The sequence below is a fragment of the Marinobacter salexigens genome (assembly GCF_018860765.1).
GTDB lineage: Bacteria > Pseudomonadota > Gammaproteobacteria > Pseudomonadales > Oleiphilaceae > Marinobacter > Marinobacter salexigens_A.
The window spans coordinates 303,680-329,494 of record NZ_JAHKPV010000021.1; the positions used below are offsets into that span (position 1 = coordinate 303,680).

Here is a 25,815-nt window from a genome sequence, read left to right on the forward strand (position 1 = left end):
TCAGGCTGCGCCCTTCTCGGCGCTATGAACACGACGATGCAAAATGCTGGAAAACTCCTCCGCGAAGGTTTCGTAATTTTTCAATAATGCATCTGACTTCGCTGAGAAGCGGTTGTAAGCGATAACAGCTGGAATCGCCGCAAACAAACCCATGGCTGTAGCAATCAGCGCTTCCGAGATGCCGGGAGCCACGGTTGCGAGTGTTGCCTGCTGAACCTGCGCCAAGCCGCGGAACGAGTTCATGATGCCCCAAACGGTTCCAAACAAACCGACATAAGGGCTGGTAGAGCCCACGGTTGCAAGAAAGGGCAAATGGGTTTCCAAGCGTTCCTGCTCACGGGAGAAAGCTACCCGCATGGCCCGCTGCGTGCCCTCCATGACTGCATCCGCATCACGGCTTTGCTGACGTAATCTGGAAAATTCTTTAAACCCGGCCCGGAACAAAGCTTCCATACCGGAGAAAGGCGTGGGCTCTGCGTTTACTTCGCGATAGAGCTGCCCCAAGTCCATGCCTGACCAAAAGCGCTCCTCAAACGCCAACTGGGCCTGACGGGCTTTGCGAAAAACCTGTAGGCGCTGAAAAATAAGCGCCCAGGACATCACCGATGCAGCGGCAAGTAACAACATGACCAGCTGAACCAACACACCGGCATTTGCAATCAGACTCCAGACTGACAGTTCCGAATCCACCACTTACTCCTGGGTTATTTCGTGTTTTGTTTGGTTATCTTTTTGAAGGTGCTGGCTATGCTGCGCCAGCAGGTCTCGCATGTTTTCAGGTAAACGTCTTGGCCGCCCGCTATCTAAGGCTATACAAGCAACTCTCACATTCGCTTCACACAGTGTTTTGCCATCTCTTGCCCGCACAACCTGCTGCCTAAAATCCATCCAAACGCGCCCGAAGGCCACAGGCTCTGCAGTAACGGTAATCTCATCATCCAGCACGGCGGGCACTGCATAGTGAACGGACAACCGCTGCACTACATAACTTATGTTTTCAGCCAGCCCAGCCCGAAGACCAACTCCGCAGCTTCGAACCCACTCGGTACGAGCACGCTCCATGAAATGCAGGTAACGCGCATGGTAAACAATGCCGCCAGCGTCTGTATCTTCAATATAAACGCGAATTGGCCATTCAAATTTTGCAGGAGCTTGGCTGTCACTCAAAGACCGCCTCCTTCAGCATTCGGGGCCTCCGAAGCCTTCGGTACAATTCCGAAGTGCTGGTAAGCATGTGATGTCACCATGCGACCGCGAGGCGTGCGCACCATAAAGCCCTGCTGAATCAAGAAAGGCTCAAGAACGTCTTCAATCGTTCCGCGCTCTTCACTGATCGCTGCTGCCAGGCTTTCGACACCCACGGGCCCGCCATCAAATTTTTCAATCATTGCAAGCAGCAAGCGCCGATCCATGTGATCAAAGCCCTGACTGTCCACCTTCAACATATTCAGAGCCTGATCAGCAATGGCAGCGTTAATGTGGCCATCGGCTCTCACTTCTGCGTAGTCTCTCACCCGCCGCAAAAGGCGATTGGCTATGCGGGGCGTCCCTCTTGAGCGGTGCGCTATTTCGTATGCACCTTCCTCATCTATATCAACACCTGACAACCGCGCGGAACGAACAATAATGTGAGTCAGATCCGCCGTATTGTAAAACTCTAGACGCTGGACTATGCCGAATCGATCCCTAAGCGGAGACGTAAGCAGACCAGCACGAGTGGTTGCGCCTACCAAGGTAAAGGGCGGCAAATCCAACTTGATCGAACGAGCCGCTGGCCCCTCGCCGATCATAATATCGAGTTGGTAGTCTTCCATTGCCGGATACAGTATTTCCTCCACTACAGCACTGAGACGATGAATCTCATCAATAAAGAGGACATCACCCTCTTCCAGGTTGGTGAGCATCGCCGCAAGATCACCGGCTTTTTCAAGCACTGGCCCAGACGTCGTCTTTATCGACACACCCATTTCGTTAGCAACAATATTGGCAAGCGTGGTTTTACCCAACCCCGGAGGCCCAAAAATCAGAACATGATCCAAGGCTTCCCGGCGACCACGAGCCGCGGAGATAAAAATATCCATCTGTTCCCGCACCGCGGGCTGCCCCACATACTCCGAAAGCAACGTTGGCCGGATAGCTCGATCCTGAACCTCTTCGTTGTCACCGGCCCGGGCTGAAATCAGTCGGTCGGATTCGATCATGTACTTATCCGTTTATAGGGAATCAATAGATTGCCACGTGAAGACTGAAGTTAGCCAATTGTACAAACAGCCCTCTGCGTGTCACGTTACGCTCTCTACAGGTTCGGCGCTATACAGACGACCGAGCAAGCTAAAAAGGCTAAGTCGCGTCATCACGCCGGGATCATGTTGCGCAAAGCCAAACGAATAAGCGCCTCGCTGGTCATTCCTTCTTCTGCCACCTTGCTAATTGCCCGGGCGGCCTCCTGAGGTTTATACCCAAGCGCTATAAGCGCTGCCTCTGCTTCATCGGCGGGGTTGTGAGCGGAAATAGAAAGCTGGGGAGATGCGGTGACACCACCGTCTATGCCTGCTGTGGCAGGTATAAACTGCCCCTCCAGGTGTTTAATTCGGTCTGTCATTTCTATCAACAAGCGCTCTGCAGTCTTCTTGCCAACACCGGGAAGTTTTATCAAAGATGCTATATCCCGCCCCTCCACACAACGAATGAACTGCTGCGCATCAAGACCGGACAGAATACCGGCAGCCATCTTGGGGCCAACACCATTAACCTTGATCAACAAACGAAACAGATCCCGATCAAGCCGAGATGCAAAGCCGAACAGGCTTTGTGCATCTTCACGAACCACGAAATGTGTATGAAGGGTAACCTCCTGATCGGGGTCCGGCAGGTGATAAAACGTAGTGAAAGGGATATCAACTTCGTAACTCAAGCCGCCGCATTCAACCAATGCCTGCCCCGGTGTTTTTTCAACCAGAATACCTCGGATACGACCTATCAAGGATTGCCTCCTGCCGCTCCGCAGAGCAGTTTATTGTTGTCGCACACGCCCACTTCGCGCCTTACCCGTGCTGCCGGCCACTCGAAGAATGCTCTGATTCATGTGTGCGTGGCACAACGCGATGGCCAAGGCATCGGCTGCGTCAGCCTGAGGTTTGCGAGAAAGTGACAGCAACACCTGAACCATGTGCTGTACCTGAGATTTGTCGGCACCACCTTTGCCCACCACGGCTTGCTTTACTTGCCGTGCAGAATATTCATGCACCGTAAGCCCGCTGGTTGCAGCGCCGACAATAGCAGCACCTCTAGCCTGTCCGAGCTTGAGCGCAGAGTCCGGATTACGCGCCATAAAAACCTGCTCAATAGCAAATTCCTGTGGTCGGTATTCGCCAATCAAGCTCACGAGGCTTTGGAAAATAATTTTCAGGCGCTCCGCCATGGGCTTTTCGCCCACGCGGATACAACCACTGTCGATATATTCTATGTGCCGGCCATCGACTCGGATAATACCGTATCCGGTTATCCTTGAGCCGGGGTCGACACCCAGAATAATCGCCACATTAATGCCCTAATTACTTCTCGTCAGCTTCGGAAGCCTGCTCACCCGCCGCTTTAGCCGGTTTTTTGCGCAGACGGATATTTAGCTCACGCAATTGCTTTTCGTCTACCTCACCCGGCGCCTGAGTCATCAAACAGGTTGCACTCTGGGTTTTCGGGAAGGCGATTACATCGCGAATCGAGCTTGAGCCTGTCATCAGCATAATCAGACGGTCAAGACCGAATGCCAAACCACCATGCGGCGGACACCCGTATTTGAGCGCATCAAGCAGGAACCCGAACTTAGCGCGGGACTCCTCTTCACTGATACCAAGAATGCGGAAGACTTCCTGCTGCATCTTGTCACTATGGATACGAATAGAACCACCACCCAGCTCGGTACCATTAAGAACCATATCATAGGCACGAGACAAAGCCGTTTCCGGGTTCGCCGCCAGCTCTTCAGGGCTACAACTAGGTGCGGTGAACGGGTGATGAATCGCGGTCAGGCCGCCATCCGGCAGAACTTCAAACATGGGGAAGTCGACTACCCACATCGGTGCCCATTCGCAGGTCAGCATCTTCAAGTCGTGGCCAACACGAATACGTAGTGCACCAAGAGCTTCGTTCACAACTGTGGTCTTATCGGCACCGAAGAAGACGATATCGCCGTCTTCAGCTCCGGTCCGCTCGATGACAGACATAGCAACTTCATCGCCGAGGAACTTAACGATGGGCGACTGCAAGCCTTCTACGCCTTTGGCAAGCTCATTCACCTTAATATAAGCGAGACCTTTGGCGCCGTAGATGCCGACAAATTTAGTGTACTCATCGATTTGCTTACGGCTCAGCTCGCCACCCTTGGGAACACGCAAAGCCGCCACTCGGCCTTTAGGATCATTCGCAGGCCCAGCAAACACCTTGAAATCAACGCCAGCAACCAAGTCACCCACATCTTGAAGCTCTAGCGGAATGCGCAAATCCGGCTTATCACTACCGAAACGATCCATAGCTTCTGCGTATGGCATGCGGGGGAAGGCCGGCAGTTCAACGTTCATGACATCTTTGAACAAGGCACGAATCATGCCTTCGTTCAGGTTCATGAGATCTTCTTCACTGATGAACGAAGCCTCAATATCTACCTGAGTAAATTCTGGCTGACGGTCTGCGCGCAAATCTTCATCGCGGAAGCACTTGGCAATCTGATAGTAGCGATCTACACCAGACACCATCAACATTTGCTTAAACAGCTGCGGCGATTGTGGAAGTGCAAAGAAAGCCCCTTCGTGGGTGCGGCTTGGCACCAGATAATCACGGGCACCTTCGGGTGTTGCACGGGTTAGGATCGGTGTTTCCACGTCCATGAAGCCGTTGCTGTCGAGGTAGTTACGGATGTAGCTGGTTACACGCGAACGGAACCGCAGGCGGTTGAGCATTTCCGGGCGGCGCAGGTCCACAAAGCGATAGCGCAGGCGTACGTCTTCGCCCACGTCGACATGTTCATCCAGAGGGAACGGGGGTGTTGCAGCAGCATTCAGAATTGTTACGTCTTTACCAAGAAGCTCAACCTGACCTGTGGACATGTTGCTGTTCTCGGTGCCAGCAGGCCGACGGCGAACCAGCCCGGTGACCTTCACCACAAACTCGCTACGCACTTTTTCTGCGAGGGCAAAGCTCTCCTCGGTGTCTGGGTCTACCACGACTTGCGCAATACCGTCGCGGTCGCGCAGGTCCAGAAAGATAACCCCACCATGGTCCCGGCGGCGGTGTACCCATCCGCAAAGTGTAACTTCCTGATCAATGTGAGATTCGTTGATCCCACCGCAATAATGACTGCGCATACCGGTTCCCGTAGTGTCTGGTGTCTGAGATTAGTGTTGATGTCTAGTAAAACTTGCAAGCAAGCGAGTGTGTGGCTAGCTATGTTCTTGCTTGCAAAATATGGCAGGACCATACTGTAAAAGCCGATTATTATAAACATAATGGCCACGAAAATCAGGCTTGTTTCCCACAAGACAAGAGTCACCCGCGAGGATCCCCCAGACAACCAATGGCGGGTTCCCTCATTGATAACAGACGGCTAGACTACGGCACTCAACTATTGCTGGAGCCCCAACCTTGTCAACCAGAGCCGAGCAGAAACTCCTTACCCGGCGATCCCTTATGGATGCGGCCCTCGCCCAACTGAGTCCAGACCGTGGATTCGGAAGCCTTAGCCTGCGTGAAGTGGCTCGGGAAGCTGGGATCGCACCGACGTCTTTCTATCGCCATTTTGCAGATCTTAATGAATTGGGCTTGGTGTTGGTAGATGAAGGCGGCGTGGCTTTGCGGCAACTTATGCGACAGGCGCGCAAGCGGATTGCTCGGGATGGCAGTGCTATATCGACCTCTGTAGAAACGTTTATGGAGTACCTTGGCAATAACGCCAACCTATTCCGATTAATGCTCCGGGAGCGCACTGGCGGGTCCAAGCCTTTTCGAACCGCAATCAAAGCGGAGATTGATCATTTCGTAACAGAGCTTGCCGACGACCTTCGACGTTTTGCAGACGAACAGCACAAACCTTTGGCGGATGCGCGGTTAGTTGCAGAAGCCATGGTTACACTGGTATTCAACCAAGGATCGGAAGCTCTGGATGCAACGCATAAAGAGCGGGAGGAACTAAAAATCAAATTGAAAACCGAGCTCCGAATGATTCTGATTGGCTCGCAAATGATGGCCAAGCATGCGTCAATTCGGTAATTGGCAATAATAAGCAAAGCAATTTAGGCGCCTTAAACAATGCAAAGCTGTGACAGAACAGGTGCCATTGCCTTTTTAAACTCCGCAAGTCGAGCCTCATTGTAGGGCATAGGCGGCTGCTTACCCCAAACCGGGGCTGGCCAAGCAGGATCACCCTCAAAGCGGACGATGTGGTGAACGTGCAACTGGGGAACCATGTTGCCAAGTGCCGCTACGTTCATCTTGTCGCCGCTAAAGACATCCATCATGCCACGACTGAGCGCAGAGGACTCATTCAGCAGAAGGCGCTGCTGCTCCGGGCTTAGATCGTAGATTTCACGCATGCCTGCAAGCGCAGGTACCAGCAACACCCAGGGCCATGTTTGATCGTTCATCAGCCGGATTTCGCACAAATTGCTCCGCCCAAGGCTGAGGGTATCTTTGGCCAGACGTTCATGAAGGCTGAAATTTTGATTCCGGGTCATTGTGGCACCTTTGCTCGACCGCACCAACGACTAAGCGCACCCACTATTGGGCGCGCTTAGTTTTCATCACTACGAATGAAATTGGTTACGACCGCGTCCAATAGCATAGTAAATCAAGCCGTGACGCTCTAGCATTTCGGGTTCATAAAGGTTTCTGCCGTCAAACACAGCTGGCTCGCGCAAAGCTGATGCAATAGCGCCAAAATCCGGTGAACGGAACTCTTTCCACTCAGTACAGATCGTCAGCACATCTGCACCACGAAGCGTCTGTTCCTTGGTGCCACAAAGCGTCAAGCCTTCGTGGTCGCCATAGATACGCTGGGTCTCTTCCATCGCCTCCGGATCAAACGCCTGAACGGTTGCGCCAGCCTTCCACAGTTCTTCCATCAAGGTTCTGGCGGATGCTTCACGCATGTCGTCGGTATTTGGCTTGAACGCCAAGCCCCAAATAGCCACCACCTTACCTTTCAGATCTCCACCAAAATAATGGCTTACCTTATCGAAAAGTACATGCTTTTGAGCGTAGTTGACGGCCTCTACAGCATTAAGCAAGCGGGCATCGTAGCCAACGTGTTTCGCCGTGCGGGCCAGAGCCTGCACATCTTTCGGGAAGCAAGATCCGCCGTAACCACAGCCGGGATAAATAAAGTGGTAGCCAATACGGGGGTCTGAGCCAATTCCTCGACGCACTGCTTCAATGTCCGCATCTAGGCGTTCGGCAAGATTGGCAATCTCATTCATGAAACTGATCTTGGTGGCCAGCATGGAGTTGGCTGCATATTTGGTCAATTCCGCAGAGCGGATATCCATGAAGATCATGCGATCGTGGTTTCGGTTAAACGGGTAATAAACCTCCCGAAGTACGTCCGCCGCTTTATCGCTATCCGTACCAATAATAATTCGATCCGGCTTCATGAAATCGTTGATCGCCGCGCCCTCTTTCAGGAACTCGGGGTTCGAGACCACATCAAATTCAAGCTCCACACCACGGCTATCCAGTTGCGCACGAACCGCCGCCTTTACCTTGTCTCCTGTGCCGACCGGTACCGTGGACTTGTCCACAATCACTTTGTAGTCATCCATGTACTGACCGATGGACTTGGCTACAGCGGTGACGTACTGCAAATCTGCCGATCCATCCTCATCGGGTGGTGTGCCCACCGCAATAAACTGAAGTGTGCCGTGCCGAACGGCTTCTTCTACATCAGTGGTAAACGCCAGACGGCCAGCTTCTACCGTGTGTTTTACAATATCCCCAAGGCCGGGCTCAAAGATGGGAATTTGCCCATTTTTCAATTTGTCGATCTTTGCCTGATCAACATCCATGCAAAGTACGTGATGCCCGACATCGGCCAGACAGGCCCCAGTAACAAGCCCGACATAACCGGTACCAAAAATCGTTATTTTCATCCGTTAAATCCCGACATTTTAATTTATGAACAAGTTATTACTGGCTAGCCGTAGCTTTCTTCTTCTGCCAGATCGCTTCCCAGGCCAACGCAGTGCTAACAATCGTTTCCAGATTGTCGTAGGCAGGCCGCCAGCCCAGAGTCTCTTTAATCAGTGCATTATCTGCCATCAATGCGGCAGGGTCACCCGCTCTGCGACCCGCTTCCACTACCGGGAATTCGACACCGGATTGCTCACGCACCACATCAATCACTTCCCGAACGGTGAACCCGCGGCCATAGCCGCAGTTCATGATCTTTGATTGGCCACCCCCCGCCATATAGTCCAGCGCCATAACGTGGGCGCTGGCGAGATCTTCCACATGAATGTAATCGCGTACGCAGGTGCCATCGCTGGTTTCATAATCCGTACCAAAGATACTCATACCATCCCGCTGTTCGGTCGCGCATTCGCAGGCCACTTTGATTAGATGAGTCGCTTCCGGCGTCGCCTGCCCGAGCAAACCATCCGGATTGGCTCCCGCCACATTAAAGTAACGCAGCACAACGTAATCAAGGTCGGATGCAGCTGCGTAGTCGGTTATCATCCGCTCGCTCATCATCTTCGATGCGCCGTAGGGATTGATTGGTGCAAGAGGGAGGTCTTCCGTGAGTACCGTCTGCTCTGGCATGCCATAAACCGCAGCTGTTGAAGAAAACACCATATAGGGTACTTTGTACTTATCGACAGCTTTGAGCAAATTGAGCGTATTGCGGGTATTATTACTGTAATATTTCAGTGGGTTGGCAACCGACTCCGGAACCACAATGTTGGCGGCAAAGTGCAAAACCGCTTCAAATTTGTGATTGGAGAAAACCTGATCAATCTCTGCTTCGTTGGCGAGATCGCCGACTACTAGTTCGCCAGCCGTTACAGCCCAGCGGTAGCCCGTGGAGAGGTTATCGAAAACAACAATGTCATGCCCTGCTTCGGCTAGCTGACGAACAACATGACTACCGATATATCCGGCGCCGCCGGTTACCAATACTTTCATGCAGAATTACTCCTTCCCTGAACTTTGTTTGCGCCTCTGCCGAATCTCGGCCCGTCGACGGCTAAAAAAGTTGCTGATAATCTGACTGCATTCGTATTGCAGAATGCCACCCACAACGTCTACTTGCCAGTTCAAATGAGGTTCGTCCAATGTGCGCCGCGCCGATTCCACCGCACCGGCCTTCGGTTCGCGCGCACCGTAAACAAGCCGGCTAATGCGACTGTGCACAATGGCACCCACACACATAGTGCAGGGCTCAAGAGTGACGTAAAGGGTTGCCCCTGTCAGCCTATAGTTGCCAACCCTCGCAGCAGCATCACGCAGTGCGCATATTTCTGCATGAGCAGTAGGGTCACAGCCTGAAATTGGCAGATTAAAGCCTGTGCCCAACTCCTTACCATCGCGGACAACTACTGCGCCGACAGGCACCTCGCCCAAGGAAGCACCCTGAGCTGCCAAGGTAAGAGCCCGAGCCATCCAGTAATCGTCGTCTTTGTGTAATTCAGGCATAACACGGCTCGGCGGAGAACTTGCGGTGCGAGTGACTTATTGAATGACCTATTAGGAAGGCTCCACAGGGCCAAGAAAATACCACTATTCACATTTATTACCAAGCAGTCTGCTGACAACAACGACAAGCCTAGAAACCATGCAGTCGCACGGAAACTAAATCGACGCTACAGATACTTCTCCATCGGCAACAAGCTAAATAAGCCGGATTTAAAGCGCCGCCAGAACCCTGTGGCCGGTTCGTGGGTCCAAAACTGTTCCTCTCCGGCCGACCAGAACAGCTGCCCACCTGCTTCCCGTGTCACCCTCCAGCTGTTTTCAGGCGTCATCGCAGCTTCGATATCCTGCGCAAGCCGCTCTGCCAGTTGGGCACTATGTATCACCAACACGGTTTCAGAGTTTAGGTAGATCGAACGAAGATTGATGTTGAACGAGCCGATGTACAAAGCTCTGCGATCGAATACCGCAGATTTAGAGTGTAAACCCACCGAACCGCTACGGCAGAAGTCTGGCATGGCAATCCAATTCAAGCAGGCTTCCGCGTCGGGCCGCAGCTCATACAGCTCCAGTCCGTTTGCGAGCATTGCGCCGCGCCGACGTGCGTAGCCAGCGTGATTGGTGGTGAGATCATTGGAGGCCAACGAATTGGTCAGGGCCGAGACACGAACGCCTCGCGCCCTAACCTGCCTCAATATCTCAAGCTGGTCGTCGCCGAGAATGAGATACGCGGATTCCACTAAAATGTCCTTGTCTGCCTCCTCAACAAGTTGGTACAAAGCCTGAGCACTGCGCTGGGGGCTATCCGTAATGTCTTGGCCATATACCGCTGGGGAATCAAACACCAACTCCCCTTCAGCCCAGACAAGTGCAGGCAAGATTCGCGATATATACTCAAGCGCTGACCTAGAATCTTGTGGAGGCACCCGGGTAAGCCCAGCGCCATCGGAGGCGGCTGCACGGATCTGCTCTAACTCTGTGCTCAGCCCCAACTCTTGCGCAGCGTCAGGCTCCAACTGACTCATTGGATAGCTAGACTTGCTGTTCCAAAAAGCATCAAAATTGGCAGAAAGGTCAGCCACAATTGGACCGGCAATTAGCACATCGCGGTCGCGAAAGTTAACTTGCGGATGTAGATCAAAGTATTCATCCCCGATATTGCGGCCACCCATTATGCCTAGCGCACCGTCGACCACGAAGGTTTTGTTATGCATGCGCTGATTGAGACGCTGAAAGTCCGAGATGAAATTCAGCCACTTACCGATGCCCGAGCGGATCGCGAAGGGGTTGTAAATGGAAAGTTCAATATTGGGGTGCTGATCCAAGGCGGCAAGCAAGGTATCGCGCCCGTTTAGATTTACGTCATCCAATAACAACCGCACCCGCACACCACGGTCGGCGGCCACTAGCAGACGTCGCGCCAAATAGGTCCCCGACACATCGCTGTTCCAGATGTAGTATTGAGCGTCAATACTATGTTCTGCAGCCTCGATCAGCGCAGCACGCTGAAGAAAGGCATCTCGACCGGCATCCTGAATATAAAACCCGGAGTGCTCTAGTTGATTCGGCAGATGAAGCTGAACCTGACGACCCAAACGCGTTTCATCAGGACGATCAAACGCGTTTGACAGCGACGGTGCATTACGAGGGGGCAGCTGGGCGCAACCCTGAATAGACAAGATGATCAACAGAATATATGTACTTCTGGCTCGGAGTGCGTGCCTTGAAACTGTCGCTATTTTGTCAGGCAATGGCTTTATCCCAATCTATCTATGTGCCTGTTTTTGCGAGATTAGATTTACTCTCACTCGAAAAGAAAAATAAACACTTTAAATCAACACCTTATAGAAAACCATAAAAACACCCTACCAAAAACCTGCCACCCTACTCTTCATCAAAGCTAGCGTAGCGATCAGCCAGAAAATCAATCAATGCTCTGACTGAAGGTAATAGGCCTCGACGGGAGGGGAATACCACATGGATAATTTCTTTTGGAGCAGTCCAGCTTTCAAGAAGCTTAATTAAGCTACCATCTTTGAGCTGTTGCGTAACCATCAATGTCGGCAATTGAACAACCCCCACTCCGGCTAGTGCTGCATTGCGCAACGCAACCATATCAGTGGTCACAAAGCGTGGCTTAAAAGGCACCTCAAAGAGTTTATCGTTAGGCGCGTACCAGCTCCAGACGAAATGATGCTGAGGTTGCCCTAGCCCCAAAGACGGCCAATTACATAGGTCAGTCAGTTGGTTTGGCAACGCATAACGGCTTACCAGAGCCGGGCTGGCAACCAGACTCAGACTACGCTCAGATAACACCCGCATAACGAGCTCACTGTCTTCAATTGGGGGCGGCCGTACTCTAATAGCCACGTCCACACCTTCGGATATCAGATCCACACGACGATTAGACGCCTCAAGCTGAATATTTACTTGTGGGTACTCCGTCATAAACTCCGCCAGCATACAGCCAATGTGAGCGTGCAGCAGTGCAATGGGACAGGTCAGGCGAATAATGCCTCTGGGTTCCGATTTTAACGAGTCAATGGCCTCCTGAGCGGACTCCGCCTCCACCAACATCGCCTTACAGTGTTGAAAGTAGGTTTGCCCCACCTCGGTCAGGTGAAAGCTGCGGGTAGATCGGTATATCAACTTTATATCCAGCCGTTGTTCCAGCGCCGCAATCCTGCGACTGAGCTTGGACTTGGGAATACACAGAGCTCGACTGGCCGGAGCAAAGCCGCCGTATTCCACCGCCTTCACAAAATAATAGAGATCATTGAGATCCTGCATTCGTATCGTTCCACCAGTGCGACAGTGAGATGCATTTTAGCAGTCTACAAAATCACTGTACCAACTATATGATCATAACAAGCAAATCTCAGGAGATTACCAAAGCCAAGATTCCCGCAGTGCCATTGAACAACAACGCGGGCAGTTCGATCGCCTGTGAAAACCAGAGCCGGCATACGGCTCCTCATCGAAACGACTAACGACTATTTCCCGGAGGAAATGATGAGCTTTAAATACAATCGACTCGACAAAGATAACGCTGCAGTACTATTGGTCGACCATCAGGCTGGCTTGCTCTCTCTGGTGCGCGACATCGAACCAGACAAGTTCAAAAATAATGTACTGGCACTGGCTGACTTGGCCAAGTACTTCAGTTTACCGACCATTTTAACCACCAGCTTTGAAACTGGCCCTAATGGACCTTTGGTTCCTGAGCTAAAAGAAATTTTCCCTGACGCACCTTATATCGCCCGTCCGGGCCAGATTAATGCCTGGGATAATGAGGAGTTTGTATCGGCGGTTAGGGCTACGGGTAAAAAACAGCTGATTGTGGCCGGCGTTGTAACGGAAGTATGTGTGTCCTTCCCTGTGCTGTCTGCGCTAGAAGAAGGTTACGAAGTTTTTGTGATTACCGATGCCTCGGGGACCTTTAACCCCATGACCCGTGACGCAGCGTGGGATCGCATGTCACAAGCCGGGGCTCAACTGATGACTTGGTTTGGCACAGCCTGTGAGCTGCATCGTGACTGGCGAAACGATATAGAAGGGTTAGGAGCACTGTTCTCCAACCACATCCCCGACTATCGCAACCTGATTACCAGCTACACCGCATTAACCAGCGAAGACTGAGTTTTCGTGTAAAACTAAAGGGAGCCGAGCTCCCTTTTTTCATAGGTTTTCATAGGTTTTCATAGGTTTTCATAGGAGCTGATTATGAGTAATCTCGCCTCTGAACTGATTCAGGATTGCAGCGTTATCAGTGGCTGCAGCGCGTTAAAGTTGGTACTCAAACCCAAGGATAAAGATCTGGGTGGCTTTCGTGTGCGCCGTACCCTGCCCACCAAGGAGTGTCGCAGCGTAGGACCCTGGGTATTTTTCGATCATATGGGCCCGGCTCACTTCGAAAAAGATCAGGGGATCGACGTTCGACCTCACCCACATATTGGCCTTGCAACGGTCACTTACCTGTTTGAAGGTGAAATGCTGCATCGGGATTCTCTCGGCACTAAAGCGCGGGTATTGCCCGGTGACATAAATTTGATGGTGGCTGGTCGTGGCATTGTGCACTCTGAACGCCAGCGTGAAGAGATTAAAGCGGGCCCCCAGAATATTCACGGCTTGCAATTATGGCTTGCACTACCCACTGATCTGGAGCAAACCGAACCCGGCTTTTTCCATTATGACAAGACTGAAATTCCCGAGGTGGAACCAAACGGTGTACCAGTAAGAGTCATGATGGGCTGCGCTTATGGCGTCACCTCGCCGGTAAAAACTCTATATGAAACCCTGTACATAGAGGCGCGCCTGAAAGCCGGACAAACGCTCGTATTGCCCGAAGCGGAGGAAAAGGCCCTGTATATTGTCAAAGGAGCACTGGCCTTGCGTGAGACCAAGTTGGACGAACACAGCATGGCAATCTTTGGCGATGAATCCGGCATCACTGTAACTGCGCAGCGCGATACCGTACTGGCGGTGGTCGGTGGTGCGCCAGTGGGAAAACGCTACATGGAATGGAATTTTATCGCCAGCGACAAGTCGCTGATTGAACAAGCGAAAGCTGACTGGAAAGCGGGCCGCTTTGCCAAAGTTCCCGGGGACGAACAGGCGTTTATTCCTCTTCCGGAATAGCAAGAAATGCGACACCCGTTGCTCTGGCAAAGGCCAGAGCAACGGGTTTGCTTCCGATACAAACCGTCAGCCGGAATGTCGTGCCTTACAAATCATTCCCACTCAATCGTAGCAGGCGGCTTGGAGGAGACATCATAGGTAACCCGTGATACACCGCTGATTTCATTGATGATGCGATTGGATACGGTTTCCAGCAAGTCGTACGGTAGGTGCGCCCAGCGTGCTGTCATGAAATCTACGGTTTCAACGGCACGCAATGCGATTACCCATTCATAGCGACGCGCATCTCCCACAACACCCACAGACTTCACCGGCAGAAATACAGCAAAGGCCTGACTGGTTTTGTGGTAGAAGTCAGCGCGGTGTAGCTCTTCCAAGAAGATAGCATCGGCACGACGTAGTATGTCGGCGTACTCTTTTTTGACCTCTCCCAAAATGCGGACACCCAAGCCCGGCCCGGGGAACGGGTGGCGGTAGACCATGTCGTAAGGCAGGCCCAACTCCAAACCAATGCGGCGAACTTCATCTTTAAACAGTTCACGCAGTGGCTCTACCAGCTTCAGCTTCATGGTTTCCGGCAAACCACCCACGTTGTGATGGGATTTAATCACATGCGATTTACCGGTTTTAGAAGCTGCGGACTCGATCACGTCAGGGTAGATGGTGCCCTGGGCTAGCCAGTTCACATCTTTAATGCGCGTGGCTTCTTCATCGAATACGTCAATAAAGGTGTTACCAATTACCTTGCGCTTCTGCTCTGGATCGCTTACGCCCTTGAGGTTGGTAAGGAAACGCTCTTCAGCGTCAGCACGGATCACTTTCACGCCCATGCTGCTACCGAACATATCCATCACCTGGTCGCCTTCGTTCAGACGTAGCAAGCCGTTATCAACAAACACACACGTAAGCTGATCACCAATGGCCTTGTGCAGAAGCGCGGCCGTGACCGACGAATCCACACCACCCGACAAACCAAGCAGAACCTTATCGGAACCCACCTGATCACGAATTTTTTCCACGGCGTCGTCAACAATCTTAGCGGGAGTCCATAACGCTTCGCAGCCGCAGATGGACATTACGAAGTGCTCAAGAATCCGTTTGCCTTGCAGAGTGTGTGTCACTTCCGGATGGAACTGCAGACCATAAAGATTGCGCGACAAATCTTGCATCGCTGCGATAGGCGCGCTCTCGGTAGAAGCCAGCAGCTCAAAACCCTCGGGCATGGCCACAACCTTGTCACCGTGGCTCATCCAAACATCGAGTAGGGATTCGCCAGTCGCCGTCAGGTGATCGGTAATGTCTTGCAAAAGCAGGCCTTTGGCACGCACTTTGACCTGAGCGTATCCAAACTCGCGTTTCTCGGAACTGGCAACTCGGCCGCCCAGTTGTTCGGCCATGGTTTGCATGCCGTAACAGATACCCAAAATTGGAATACCGCGCTCAAACAGTCCTTCCGGCGCTCGCGGGCAATCCAGCTCTGTAACCGACTCAGGGCCACCGGCCAGTAGGATGCCTTTGGGGTTGAAATCTTTCAGCTCTTGATCGGTGATATCAAACGCGCGGACTTCGCAGTAAACGCCTATTTCGCGCACACGGCGCGCAATTAGCTGAGTGTACTGAGAACCAAAATCCAGAATCAGGATACGGTGGTCATGAATATTGTGGGCCATAGAATCCTCGAAAAAATAAACTGTGCGGCTCTGGTATAAGCCGCACTCAGGCTGTCTGTTCTCAGCTAACGCGGTAGTTCGGCGCTTCTTTTGTGATGGTTACATCATGCACATGGCTTTCACGCATGCCAGCACCGGTAATACGCACAAACTGAGGTTTGGTGCGCATTTCAGGCATGTTCGCGCTTCCGGTATAGCCCATGGATGCACGCAGGCCACCAATCAACTGGTGGATGATGTTGCGCATCGGGCCTTTGCAGGCAACGCGACCCTCAATGCCTTCCGGAACCAGCTTTTCAATGCCTTTACTTGCGTCTTGGAAGTAGCGGTCGCTTGAACCCTGCCCCATGGCACCGAGTGAACCCATACCACGATAGGCTTTATAGCTGCGGCCCTGATACAACTCGATCTCGCCGGGCGCTTCGTCTGTCCCCGCCAGCAAACTGCCGATCATAACGCAGTGGGCGCCGGCAACAATGGCTTTGGAAATGTCGCCGGAGAAACGAACACCGCCGTCGGCAATTAATGGTACGTCGGTATCTTTTAACGCTTCCGCTACGCTGGATACTGCAGAAATCTGTGGTACACCCACGCCAGCAACAATGCGGGTGGTGCAGATAGAACCAGGGCCTATGCCAACCTTTACAGCGTCTACCCCCGCATCAGCAAGAGCTCTAGCGGCTTCGCCGGTAGCAATATTGCCACCAATCACCTGAAGGTCTGGGTAGTGCTTTTTGATCCAGCGCACACGCTCAATTACACCGCGTGAATGACCGTGGGCCGTATCCACCACAATCACATCCACACCGGCATCCGCTAAGGCAATAATACGCGCTTCGGTGTCGCCACCGGTACCAACTGCCGCACCTACTCTTAAGCGGCCCTGACTGTCTTTGCACGCCAACGGGTAGTCTTTCGACTTTTGAATGTCTTTAGCAGTAATCAGGCCACGCAACTGGAAGTCAGCGTTTACCACCAGAACTTTTTCTATGCGATGGCGATGCAGTAGTTCTTTCACCTCATCCAAGCTTGCACCTTCTTGAACGGTTACCAGCTTGTCCTTCGGTGTCATAATCTGGTGCACCGGCGTATCCATGCTGCTTTCAAACCGGATGTCACGGCCTGTCACTATGCCAACCAGCTCGGTTCCATCAACCACTGGCAAGCCGGAAATGTTGTTGGCCATGGTGATTTCCACCAGCTCGCGCACGGTGTTTTTCGGGCTGACGGTAATCGGATCTTTCACCACGCCACTTTCAAACTTCTTCACCTTGCGAACTTCAGCAGCCTGCTGTTCCGGATTCATGTTTTTGTGCATGATACCAATGCCGCCTTCCTGAGCCATGGCAATCGCCAGCTCTGCATCGGTTACTGTGTCCATAGCAGCAGAGACAAGTGGTATATTCAGCGTAATCGTCCGGGTCAGCTTGGTGCGCAGATCCACTTGGTGTGGCAAAACCTCGGAATAACCGGGCACTAACAGAACATCATCAAATGTGAGAGCTTCTTCGGCAATTCGCAGCATTGGGATCGGCCTTTTGAACGTGCTAAATTTGAACCTTTCGAACGGTACTTTTCGACCTAAAGGTGCAGGAAGAAAAGGCTACCGCCGCAAAGTAAAATGCGTAATCGGCCTATTATAAAGAGGTGTCGCAAGTCAGTAAACTGCACAGTTACCTATCATTTACCGCATGCATTTGAAATTCCAGCAATTTACACTCATATTTTTCGGCTATTGCGTATAAGCCGGCTAGGAGATTTTGGTGAATAACCTATTTCAGGATGCCCGGCCCAGAGCGTTGTCCGTCAGCGAACTGAACCATCAGGCCAGGCATCTGCTGGAATCCAGCTTCATGCAAGTGTGGGTTGAGGGTGAATTATCAGGTTTTTCCCGGCCCTCGTCCGGGCATTGGTACTTTTCCTTGAAGGACCAAAAGTGTCAGGTTCGCTGTGCCATGTTCCGAGGCCAGAACCAACGTATTCGCCCACTACCCAAGGAGGGGGATCAGGTTCGCATTCGAGGCAAGGTGACTCTTTACGAAAATCGTGGCGACTTTCAGATTATTGTCGAACACATGGAACCGGCGGGCCTCGGCGCTTTACAGCAAGCCTTCGAGGAATTAAAGCGCAAACTGCAAGCAGAGGGTTTGTTCGAGGCGGGCCGTAAAAAGCCGATTCCCTCAATGCCCACACACATTGGTGTTATCACCTCCCCCACCGGCGCAGCCATTCATGACATCCTCACGGTTTTGGAACGGCGCTGCCCCGCCATACCGATCACACTTTACCCCACAACGGTTCAGGGCAAACCGGCTACGGCGGAAATAGTATGCGCTATCGAGGCGGCGCAGGCCCATGGCTTGGCTGACGTGCTAATTGTCGGTCGCGGTGGCGGCTCTCTGGAAGACCTCTGGTGCTTTAACGAGGAAGCCGTAGCAAGGGCCATTGGAGCCTGCACCATCCCCACGGTTAGTGCCGTCGGACACGAGACTGACGTTACCATTGCCGACTTTGTGGCAGATCTTCGGGCACCCACACCCTCTGCAGCGGCAGAAAAGGTGTCGCCGGATCAAAACGAGATGCTAAGGCAGGTGAATGATCGCGACCACCGCTTGGCCAACTCCGCCAGAAGAGTGCTTCAACGCCTGAACACAAAACTCGAGCATCTCCGTGCGCGCTTGCGCGATCCGAGACGAGAGTTGCTGGACAAGGCCCAGCGACTTGACGAATTGGAGGTCCGGCTGGGCAAAGCCATTGCTCAAAGCTTGGATCGCTCGCAGGTACGCAGCGCCCATCTGGCGCAACGGCTTGCCATGCAGTCTCCCGGAACACAGCTCACAAACAGCCGAGAAGTACTTGATCGATCTGCTCTTCAACTGGAGAAAGCAATACAACAGGCTCTAGCGAGGTTTAATGACAAGCTGGGCCATACAGCCAGCACCCTTAACCTTGTGAGCCCTCTGGCCACACTGGGGCGCGGGTACGCTATTGTTCGCGACCAACGAAACAATATCGTCCGCAATGCAACTGATGTAACTACCGGCGACCAGATTTCCGCACACTTGGCAAACGGCAGCCTTACAGCCGAAATAAAATCCGTTAATCCGAACAGCACTTGGCCCAAAAACCCCACTGACTAATCCTATGGTCTACTGGTTCACTGCCTCAAAGCGCCTAAAGTTGAAGTATCTGATAACAAAATAACAGCAGGCATTACGAGGCAGATTGTATGGACTACAACTCAGAGTTCCGGAAATCCATAGACAAACCGGAAGAGTTTTGGCGTGAAAAGGCGGGCAGCATTGACTGGATCCAGCCGCCCGAGGCCATCTGGCAAGCCACCGATAACGGCCACGGCAAGTGGTTCCCTGACGCAACACTCAATACGTCTGATGTAGCTCTGGATGCCAACGTAAGAGCAGGCCGGGGTGACCAGAAAGCCCTCATATACGATTCACCGGTTACAGGCACCAAGTGCAGCTATACCTATACGGAGCTAACCAACGAAGTCGCACGCTTTGCTGGGGCCTTGAAAGCACGAGGGATCAATAAGGGCGATGTCGTTATCATCTATATGCCCATGATTCCTGAAGCGGCTATTGCAATGCTTGGCTGCGCCCGCATTGGAGCGGTTCATTCGGTTGTCTTCGGTGGTTTTGCAGCTCACGAGCTCGCAGTACGTATCGACGACGCGCAACCCAAAGCCGTGATTACCGCATCCTGCGGGATAGAAGTAGCGAAGGTTATCGAATACAAGCCTCTAGTAGACAAAGCCATTGAGCAAGCCTCTCACAAACCTGATTTTTGTGTGGTCTACCAGCGGCCGCAAGTAAAAGCCCTAATGCAGGATGGCCGCGACTACGACTGGAGCGACCTAATGGCCAACGCAGAGCTAGCCGATCCGGTTCCCGTGAAAGCCACCGATCCGCTTTACGTGCTGTATACCTCTGGTACCACGGGCAAGCCCAAAGGCGTGGTTAGAGACAATGGCGGCCATGCGGTCGCACTTAAGTACAGTATGAAGCTGGTTTATGACGCCAACCCGGGTGACGTATTCTGGGCTGCCTCCGATGTAGGCTGGGTAGTTGGGCACAGCTATATTGTATACGCTCCCCTATTTGCTGGTTGCACAACAGTCCTTTACGAAGGGAAGCCAGTGAGAACGCCAGATGCCGGCGCTTTCTGGCGAGTGGTTCAGGAACACGGTGTAAATCTGCTGTTTACCGCGCCTACAGCATTCCGCGCAGTGCGCAAGGAAGACCCTGAGGCTGATCACCTTTCACGCTACGACATTAATTCCCTGAGGCAGATATTCCTTGCGGGCGAGCGTTTGGACCCACCAACGTATGAATGGCTCAAAGAACACACGCAACTCCCCATTCTGGATCATTGGTGGCAAACCGAAACTGGCTGGGCTATCTGCTGTAACCCTGTTGGGATTGAGACGATGGCCACCAAACCTGGCTCAGCCACTGTGCCATCGCCCGGCTATAACGTGCAGGTTGTCGACCCCCGTGGCAGCCAAGTGCCTGCCGGAGAGCAGGGCCAGATTGCGGTCAAACTGCCACTCCCTCCGGGATGCCTAGTAACCGTATGGGGAGACGACCAGAGATTTCAGGACAGCTACCTTAATCCTATACCGGGCTTCTACAGCTCAGGCGACGGTGGCTTTATTGATGACGACGGTTATGTCTTTGTTATGGGACGCACGGATGACGTGATCAACGTTGCCGGCCACCGCCTTTCTACTGGCGAGATGGAAGAGGTGGTTGCCTCTCACCCGGCCATTGCTGAGTGCTGTGTTGTTGGTGCCCACGACGATATGAAAGGCCAAGTTCCACTCGGCCTCGTGCTTATTAAAGATGGCGCTACCATTGATCACGACGAGCTAGAGGAAGAGCTGGTTGAGATGGTGCGGGACAAAATTGGTGCCATTGCTTGCTTCCGCAGAGCCTTAGTAGTGGAACGTCTACCCAAGACACGCTCAGGAAAAATACTACGACGAGTAATACGGCAGATCGCCGACGGCGAAGAATATGCCGTTCCAAGTACTATTGACGACCCTGCAATTCTTGAAGAGATCAGCGAGCAGTTTCGGCACTGAGGAAGGCTGAACCGACGAGCAAACACCCACTCCGCATGGCCGAGTGGGTGCTTTTTATCAAAATAAATATAACCGACTGTTTTAAAAGGACTTAAAAGCACCGCAAAACGTTGACGACCTCCAAAGTCGGTCTATACTAAAATTGCTGTGGAAAATCTACAGTGCCCCGTGAGGGCAAATCTCAGAAATACAGGAAAGTTCAATGTCTGATTTAAAAACAGGTAGCGTTAAGTGGTTTAACGAAGCCAAAGGGTTTGGTTTCATTGCTCAGGAAGGCGGCAGTGATGTCTTCGTCCACTACAGCGCTATTACTTCAAGCGGCTTCCGCACACTGACCGAGGGTCAGCAGGTGCAGTTCACAGTAACACAAGGCCCTAAAGGCCCACAGGCGGAAAACGTAACCCCTGTCTGAGGTTATTTGTTCGCCCTCTGCCCCTCACGGGCACGAGAGAAGCAACAAGCCAGCTTCAACGCTGGCTTGTTGCTTTCTATTCAGGCACTTATTGCACTTTCCTTATCACTAGTCTTTGCTTCAGCACCACCAACCGCTTGCGCAACCGCTGAAAACAGCGCCTGTAACGTTGCGGACGTTGTATCTTCAGCCAGTGCCGCCGCACTGCAGTGTTTACCCCCAGCAGTCAGGCGTATACAAGCAAGCGCGTTGGCACGGGTGCCTTCGCCCAATGCGAACTCATCGTAAGCTTCTACTGCAATTTTAAGCCCGAAGCGTTGTTCCAACGCTGCAGATACCGCCTCAACCGCTCCAAGGCCTCGCCCCTCAAGGCGCGCTGGCTCGGATTCGCTACCAAAGGTTACATCAGCATGCACGCCCTGCTCACCTCTATGCAGGTCATAGCCCCGCAACGCCCAATTATCGTGAACCTTTAGGTAGCGCTGTTCAAACAGGTTGTGAATGGCCATGGAATCAATTTCGCCGCCATTGGTTTCTGCAGCACCCTGAACGACCTTACTGAACTCGATCTGCAGCCAACGCGGCAGACTAATGTTGTAGTCCCGCTCAAGAACATACGCTACGCCGCCCTTACCCGACTGGCTGTTGATACGAACAACCTCTTCGTATCGGCGCCCCAAATCAAACGGATCGATTGGCAGGTAGGCGACATTCCAAACATCCCCCTCTTTCCTGAGGGCAAGGCACTTGCGTATCGCATCTTGGTGGCTGCCGGAGAATGCGGTGAACACCAGCTCGCCAGCGTAAGGATGGCGCGGATGAGTAGAAATTTCTGTACAGGCTTCAACCACCTCCGTGATCTCCGCCATGCCTGACAAATCCAACGTCGGATCAATACCCTGCGAGTAAAGGTTCATGGCCATGGTTACCAAATCCATATTGCCCGTGCGCTCGCCATTACCCATCAAAGTACCTTCCACACGATCTGCCCCCGCCATGACCGCTAATTCTGCAGCGGCCACACCACATCCCCGATCGTTGTGGGTGTGAACGCTAATGCTGATGTGCTCGCGGTGGCGAATGTTGTCGCACACCCATTCAATTTGGTCTGCGAATACGTTTGGTGTAGACATCTCTACAGTGGCAGGCAAATTAATGATCATCGGCTGACCTTGATCCGGGCGCCACACCTCGGACACCGCATCAATAACATCAACCGCAAAATCCAATTCGGTGCCCGTGAAGCTTTCGGGGGAATACTGGAACGTCCACTCCGTTGCCGGGTTCTGGGCTGCCAGATCTTTCACCACTTGCGCGCCTTTAACGGCAATATCTCGAATACCCGCACGATCCAGACCGAACACCTGCTCCCGCTGTACGGTTGAAGTAGAGTTGTACACGTGCACAATGGCCCGCTTCGCGCCTTTAAGGGCTTCGTAGGTACGCTCAATCAACTCAGGGCGAGCCTGAGTGAGCACTTGGATTTTCACATCATCCGGAATACGGTTTTCTTCAATCAGCTTGCGGCAAAAATCAAAATCGGGCTGGCTCGCGGCCGGAAAGCCAATTTCGATTTCTTTAAACCCAAGCTTTACCAACAGATCAAACATGCGCTGTTTCTGAGCGACATTCATAGGCTTTACGAGAGCCTGATTGCCATCGCGAAGATCCACCGCGCACCAAGTAGGTGCCTTTTCGATAACCTTGTCGGGCCAACGACGATCCGTTTTAGCGATCGGCCGGAAGGCAACGTATTTGCGATGATCAAAAGCCATGTTTGTCGTGCTCCATCGTAATTTTAGGATTTCTAACAAGAGTAAACAGTTTAACGCTTCCTAAGCGATAGGTGATTGCGAAATAACACCTTAAAGCGTAATTTATTAGTTGAATATGTCCCCATAAATATATTTCTGGCAATTTTATGCTTCAAAAAAATGAAATCCTCGTACAAATAGACAGAATCGACCGTCGCATTCTGGCCCAAATACAAAAAGACGCCTCCCTAACCAACCAACAGCTCGCAGAAAAAGTGGGGTTGTCCCCCTCCCCCTGCTTGAGACGGGTTCGTGCGCTTGAAGATGCGGGAATTCTTGTACGTACTGTCACCGTGCTTAATCATAAAAAGCTCGGCCTTTCGCTTACGGTTATCATTCTAATCGGGATGGATAGGCATACCCCCGAACGCTTTGCTGCGTTTGAAGAACAGGTAAGCGAATATCCGGAGATTCTGGAATGCTATTTGGTGACCGGCCATGATGCGGATTACATGCTGAAGGTAGTGGTGCCGGATATGGACCACTACCATCACTTTCTACTCAATCGCATTACCCGAATTCAGGGGGTTAGCGGGGTTCACTCAAGCTTTGTTCTCAAGCGCGTTATCGATAGCACGGCCCTACCTTTGGGGTATTTATCTTGATGCTGCGACTACTTGGCGGATAACAGCGTTCACTATCTGTACCTTGTGCGACATGCTCCGTACAATAAACGCCACTTTACGAAATACCCCTCTTCGAAACATCACTGAACGGAAACCACAATGCGAGCAAGCCGTTATCTGATTGCAACCCAGAAAGAGACGCCTTCTGACGCGGAGATCATCAGCCACCAGTTGATGCTGCGTGCAGGCATGATCCGAAAACTGGCAGCAGGCCTTTACACTTGGCTTCCCATGGGCCTTAGAACCCTGCGCAAGGTTGAGCGGATTGTTCGTGAAGAAATGGACAAAAGCGGCGCTCAGGAAGTTCTCATGCCTGCAGTTCAGCCTGCGGAGCTGTGGCAGGAGTCCGGTCGTTGGGAGCAATACGGCGGCGAACTGTTACGAATGAACGACCGTCACGGCCGTGATTTTTGCTTTGGCCCTACTCACGAAGAAGTCATTACCGATCTTATCCGTAATGAGCTGAACAGCTACAAGGAGTTGCCAGCTAACTTCTACCAAATCCAAACCAAATTCCGCGATGAGCGCCGCCCCCGTTTTGGGGTGATGCGTGCCCGGGAATTCATCATGAAAGATGCTTACTCCTTCCATGTGAATGCCGAATCGCTGGATGAAACCTATCAGATTATGCATCGCACTTACTGTGCCATCTTTGACCGTCTAGGGCTCGACTACCGCCCGGTACAGGCCGATTCAGGTGCCATAGGTGGCAGCGCATCCCACGAATTCCACGTACTCGCATCCTCCGGCGAAGACGACATTGTATTCAGCACGCAAAGCGATTACGCCGCCAATATTGAAAAAGCCGAGGCCGTTGCTCCAAGTGGCGAACGCGCCCTACCGACTGAAGAGCTGAAAGAAATTGCAACGCCGGATCAACGCACGATTGAAGCAATCTCCCAGTTCCTGAATATTGACGCCATCCGCACGGTTAAAACACTGCTGGTTAAGGCAGAAGCGAAAGAAGAAGAGGATACGAGCAATGCCGGTCTAGTCGCTTTGATCTTGCGCGGTGACCACTCTCTAAACGAAATTAAAGCGGAAAATCTGGAAGGCGTGGCAGATCCCCTGACCATGGCGACCGATGAAGAAATCGAAGCCGCCGTCGGTTGCAAAGCCGGTTCCATTGGCCCGGTGAACCTGAACGTGCCGGTTATCGTAGATCGCAGCGCAGCCCAGCTTGCTGATTTTGTCTGCGGAGCTAACAAAGAAGGCTATCACCTAACCGGAGTGAACTGGGAGCGGGATCTGCCTCTTGGGCGCGTTGAAGATATTCGTAATGTAGTTGAGGGTGACCCCAGCCCGGATGGTAAGGGAACACTGGAGATACGCAGGGGCATTGAAGTTGGCCATATCTTCAAGCTGGGCAATAAATACAGCACCGCCATGAATGCCACCGTACTTGATGAGAACGGTAAAACCGTAATCATGGACATGGGCTGTTACGGAATTGGCGTTTCCCGCATCGTTGCAGCCTCGATTGAGCAGAACCACGATGACAAAGGCATAATTTGGCCGGACGCCATCGCCCCCTTCCAAGTGGCTATAGTTACGCTGAACGCCCACAAAACGCCCGTAGTGGCTGAAGCCGGTGAGAAGCTCTATGAGCAGTTAAAGCAAGCTGGCTATGATGTACTGCTGGACGACCGTAAAGAGCGTCCCGGTGTAAAGTTTGCCGATATGGAACTGATCGGAATCCCCCACCGCTTTGTTATTTCGGATCGCGGGCTTGCTGCTGGCACTCTAGAATACAAGGGGCGCAGGGACGAAGATAAGCAAGACATTGCCATTGAGGAAGCCCTGCCGTTTCTAATCAACGCATCGCCTCGCAAAGGCTTGTAAAAAAGCGCCCTTAGAAGACTCGGATTCAAGGCCT

At 52.4% G+C, this 25,815-nt stretch carries 22 protein-coding genes and 1 pseudogene; 8 read left to right on the forward strand and 15 right to left on the reverse strand.

Annotation, left to right across the window (positions count from 1 at the left end; genetic code table 11):
• The 6 genes from tolQ to aspS form a co-directional block, all read right to left on the reverse strand.
• The gene (gene tolQ, locus KO508_RS15040; RefSeq protein ID WP_200360961.1) at nucleotides 1–690 is read right to left on the reverse strand and encodes a protein TolQ; all 690 of its coding nucleotides are present in this window, start codon (nucleotides 688–690) and stop codon (nucleotides 1–3) included.
• Between the two features lie 3 nt (nucleotides 691–693).
• Entirely contained in the window at nucleotides 694–1,167 is a 474-nt protein-coding gene (gene ybgC / locus KO508_RS15045) for a tol-pal system-associated acyl-CoA thioesterase (protein WP_216009117.1), read from the reverse strand.
• Nucleotides 1,164–2,201 (reverse strand): Holliday junction branch migration DNA helicase RuvB, encoded by a 1,038-nt coding sequence (ruvB, locus tag KO508_RS15050; protein ID WP_216009118.1) that lies wholly within the window; start codon nucleotides 2,199–2,201, stop codon nucleotides 1,164–1,166. Before ruvB ends, ybgC begins: the two co-directional genes overlap by 4 nt.
• 152 nt (nucleotides 2,202–2,353) lie before the next feature.
• The gene (gene ruvA, locus KO508_RS15055) at nucleotides 2,354–2,983 is read right to left on the reverse strand and encodes a Holliday junction branch migration protein RuvA (protein ID WP_216009119.1); all 630 of its coding nucleotides are present in this window, start codon (nucleotides 2,981–2,983) and stop codon (nucleotides 2,354–2,356) included.
• A 30-nt stretch (nucleotides 2,984–3,013) separates the two neighbouring features.
• A complete protein-coding gene (ruvC, locus tag KO508_RS15060) occupies nucleotides 3,014–3,541 on the reverse strand; it encodes a crossover junction endodeoxyribonuclease RuvC (protein ID WP_216009120.1) in 528 nt (175 codons plus the stop codon).
• 13 nt (nucleotides 3,542–3,554) lie between these two features.
• Nucleotides 3,555–5,360: an aspartate--tRNA ligase gene (aspS, locus tag KO508_RS15065; protein WP_216009121.1), complete on the reverse strand. Its 1,806-nt coding sequence runs from the start codon at nucleotides 5,358–5,360 to the stop codon at nucleotides 3,555–3,557.
• Nucleotides 5,361–5,637: 277 nt separating this feature from the next.
• Between aspS and fabR the strand changes: the two genes are divergently transcribed.
• Nucleotides 5,638–6,261 carry an HTH-type transcriptional repressor FabR gene (fabR, locus tag KO508_RS15070; protein ID WP_216009122.1) on the forward strand — a complete coding sequence of 208 codons (624 nt, stop codon included), beginning with the start codon at nucleotides 5,638–5,640 and terminating at the stop codon, nucleotides 6,259–6,261.
• Between the two features lie 32 nt (nucleotides 6,262–6,293).
• Here the strand turns inward: fabR and KO508_RS15075 are convergent, their stop codons facing one another.
• The 6 genes from KO508_RS15075 to KO508_RS15100 form a co-directional block, all read right to left on the reverse strand.
• Nucleotides 6,294–6,725, reverse strand: coding sequence for an HIT domain-containing protein (locus tag KO508_RS15075; RefSeq protein ID WP_216009123.1), 432 nt, complete (start codon nucleotides 6,723–6,725; stop codon nucleotides 6,294–6,296).
• A gap of 69 nt (nucleotides 6,726–6,794) precedes the next feature.
• Nucleotides 6,795–8,135 (reverse strand): UDP-glucose dehydrogenase family protein, encoded by a 1,341-nt coding sequence (locus KO508_RS15080; RefSeq protein ID WP_216009124.1) that lies wholly within the window; start codon nucleotides 8,133–8,135, stop codon nucleotides 6,795–6,797.
• Nucleotides 8,136–8,172: 37 nt separating this feature from the next.
• Nucleotides 8,173–9,168 (reverse strand): UDP-glucose 4-epimerase GalE, encoded by a 996-nt coding sequence (galE, locus tag KO508_RS15085; protein WP_216009125.1) that lies wholly within the window; start codon nucleotides 9,166–9,168, stop codon nucleotides 8,173–8,175.
• 6 nt (nucleotides 9,169–9,174) lie between these two features.
• Nucleotides 9,175–9,678, reverse strand: a complete 504-nt coding sequence (gene tadA / locus KO508_RS15090) for a tRNA adenosine(34) deaminase TadA (RefSeq protein WP_216009126.1) — start codon at nucleotides 9,676–9,678, stop codon at nucleotides 9,175–9,177.
• A 167-nt stretch (nucleotides 9,679–9,845) separates the two neighbouring features.
• Nucleotides 9,846–11,426: a phospholipase D family protein gene (locus KO508_RS15095; protein ID WP_252738155.1), complete on the reverse strand. Its 1,581-nt coding sequence runs from the start codon at nucleotides 11,424–11,426 to the stop codon at nucleotides 9,846–9,848.
• 133 nt (nucleotides 11,427–11,559) lie between these two features.
• The gene (locus KO508_RS15100; protein ID WP_216009127.1) at nucleotides 11,560–12,465 is read right to left on the reverse strand and encodes a LysR family transcriptional regulator; all 906 of its coding nucleotides are present in this window, start codon (nucleotides 12,463–12,465) and stop codon (nucleotides 11,560–11,562) included.
• Nucleotides 12,466–12,687: 222 nt separating this feature from the next.
• Between KO508_RS15100 and ycaC the strand changes: the two genes are divergently transcribed.
• Together ycaC and KO508_RS15110 are read left to right on the forward strand one after the other, a co-directional pair.
• Nucleotides 12,688–13,314 (forward strand): isochorismate family cysteine hydrolase YcaC, encoded by a 627-nt coding sequence (gene ycaC / locus KO508_RS15105; protein ID WP_216009783.1) that lies wholly within the window; start codon nucleotides 12,688–12,690, stop codon nucleotides 13,312–13,314.
• Nucleotides 13,315–13,398: 84 nt separating this feature from the next.
• Nucleotides 13,399–14,313: a pirin family protein gene (locus KO508_RS15110; RefSeq protein ID WP_216009128.1), complete on the forward strand. Its 915-nt coding sequence runs from the start codon at nucleotides 13,399–13,401 to the stop codon at nucleotides 14,311–14,313.
• A gap of 92 nt (nucleotides 14,314–14,405) precedes the next feature.
• Here KO508_RS15110 and guaA read toward each other — a convergent pair whose 3' ends face one another.
• Nucleotides 14,406–15,983, reverse strand: coding sequence for a glutamine-hydrolyzing GMP synthase (gene guaA, locus KO508_RS15115; protein WP_216009129.1), 1,578 nt, complete (start codon nucleotides 15,981–15,983; stop codon nucleotides 14,406–14,408).
• Nucleotides 15,984–16,044: 61 nt separating this feature from the next.
• Nucleotides 16,045–17,508 (reverse strand): IMP dehydrogenase, encoded by a 1,464-nt coding sequence (gene guaB / locus KO508_RS15120; RefSeq protein ID WP_216009130.1) that lies wholly within the window; start codon nucleotides 17,506–17,508, stop codon nucleotides 16,045–16,047.
• Between the two features lie 235 nt (nucleotides 17,509–17,743).
• Here guaB and xseA point away from each other — a divergent pair, with 235 nt between their 5' ends.
• The 3 genes and pseudogenes from xseA to KO508_RS15135 all read left to right on the forward strand — a co-directional run bounded on the left by xseA (nucleotide 17,744) and on the right by KO508_RS15135 (nucleotide 21,499).
• A complete protein-coding gene (xseA, locus tag KO508_RS15125; protein WP_436836623.1) occupies nucleotides 17,744–19,123 on the forward strand; it encodes an exodeoxyribonuclease VII large subunit in 1,380 nt (459 codons plus the stop codon).
• A gap of 83 nt (nucleotides 19,124–19,206) precedes the next feature.
• Nucleotides 19,207–21,087, forward strand: a pseudogene (locus tag KO508_RS15130) (acetate--CoA ligase); the annotation flags it as partial.
• 202 nt (nucleotides 21,088–21,289) lie between these two features.
• Nucleotides 21,290–21,499, forward strand: a complete 210-nt coding sequence (locus KO508_RS15135; protein WP_216009133.1) for a cold-shock protein — start codon at nucleotides 21,290–21,292, stop codon at nucleotides 21,497–21,499.
• An 80-nt stretch (nucleotides 21,500–21,579) separates the two neighbouring features.
• On the opposite strand, the gene leuA is transcribed toward KO508_RS15135, so the two are convergent.
• Nucleotides 21,580–23,274: a 2-isopropylmalate synthase gene (gene leuA, locus KO508_RS15140; protein WP_216009134.1), complete on the reverse strand. Its 1,695-nt coding sequence runs from the start codon at nucleotides 23,272–23,274 to the stop codon at nucleotides 21,580–21,582.
• Nucleotides 23,275–23,420: 146 nt separating this feature from the next.
• Between leuA and KO508_RS15145 the strand changes: the two genes are divergently transcribed.
• Nucleotides 23,421–23,918 (forward strand): Lrp/AsnC family transcriptional regulator, encoded by a 498-nt coding sequence (locus tag KO508_RS15145; RefSeq protein ID WP_216009135.1) that lies wholly within the window; start codon nucleotides 23,421–23,423, stop codon nucleotides 23,916–23,918.
• Nucleotides 23,919–24,038: 120 nt separating this feature from the next.
• Nucleotides 24,039–25,781 carry a proline--tRNA ligase gene (locus KO508_RS15150; protein WP_216009136.1) on the forward strand — a complete coding sequence of 581 codons (1,743 nt, stop codon included), beginning with the start codon at nucleotides 24,039–24,041 and terminating at the stop codon, nucleotides 25,779–25,781.
• Nucleotides 25,782–25,815 lie beyond the last annotated feature (34 nt).

Excerpts from the sequence above, each read along its gene's own strand:
- ycaC (WP_216009783.1), top strand. The coding sequence starts at position 12,688 with ATGAGCTTTAAATACAATCGACTCGACAAAGATAACGCTGCAGTACTA.
- KO508_RS15075 (WP_216009123.1), bottom strand. The coding sequence starts at position 6,725 with ATGACCCGGAATCAAAATTTCAGCCTTCATGAACGTCTGGCCAAAGAT.
- guaB (WP_216009130.1), bottom strand. The coding sequence starts at position 17,508 with ATGCTGCGAATTGCCGAAGAAGCTCTCACATTTGATGATGTTCTGTTA.
- KO508_RS15080 (WP_216009124.1), bottom strand. The coding sequence starts at position 8,135 with ATGAAAATAACGATTTTTGGTACCGGTTATGTCGGGCTTGTTACTGGG.
- tadA (WP_216009126.1), bottom strand. The coding sequence starts at position 9,678 with ATGCCTGAATTACACAAAGACGACGATTACTGGATGGCTCGGGCTCTT.
- galE (WP_216009125.1), bottom strand. The coding sequence starts at position 9,168 with ATGAAAGTATTGGTAACCGGCGGCGCCGGATATATCGGTAGTCATGTT.
- guaA (WP_216009129.1), bottom strand. The coding sequence starts at position 15,983 with ATGGCCCACAATATTCATGACCACCGTATCCTGATTCTGGATTTTGGT.
- aspS (WP_216009121.1), bottom strand. The coding sequence starts at position 5,360 with ATGCGCAGTCATTATTGCGGTGGGATCAACGAATCTCACATTGATCAG.
- KO508_RS15135 (WP_216009133.1), top strand. The coding sequence starts at position 21,290 with ATGTCTGATTTAAAAACAGGTAGCGTTAAGTGGTTTAACGAAGCCAAA.
- KO508_RS15110 (WP_216009128.1), top strand. The coding sequence starts at position 13,399 with ATGAGTAATCTCGCCTCTGAACTGATTCAGGATTGCAGCGTTATCAGT.
- KO508_RS15150 (WP_216009136.1), top strand. The coding sequence starts at position 24,039 with ATGCGAGCAAGCCGTTATCTGATTGCAACCCAGAAAGAGACGCCTTCT.
- leuA (WP_216009134.1), bottom strand. The coding sequence starts at position 23,274 with ATGGCTTTTGATCATCGCAAATACGTTGCCTTCCGGCCGATCGCTAAA.
- ruvB (WP_216009118.1), bottom strand. The coding sequence starts at position 2,201 with ATGATCGAATCCGACCGACTGATTTCAGCCCGGGCCGGTGACAACGAA.
- KO508_RS15145 (WP_216009135.1), top strand. The coding sequence starts at position 23,421 with ATGCTTCAAAAAAATGAAATCCTCGTACAAATAGACAGAATCGACCGT.
- KO508_RS15100 (WP_216009127.1), bottom strand. The coding sequence starts at position 12,465 with ATGCAGGATCTCAATGATCTCTATTATTTTGTGAAGGCGGTGGAATAC.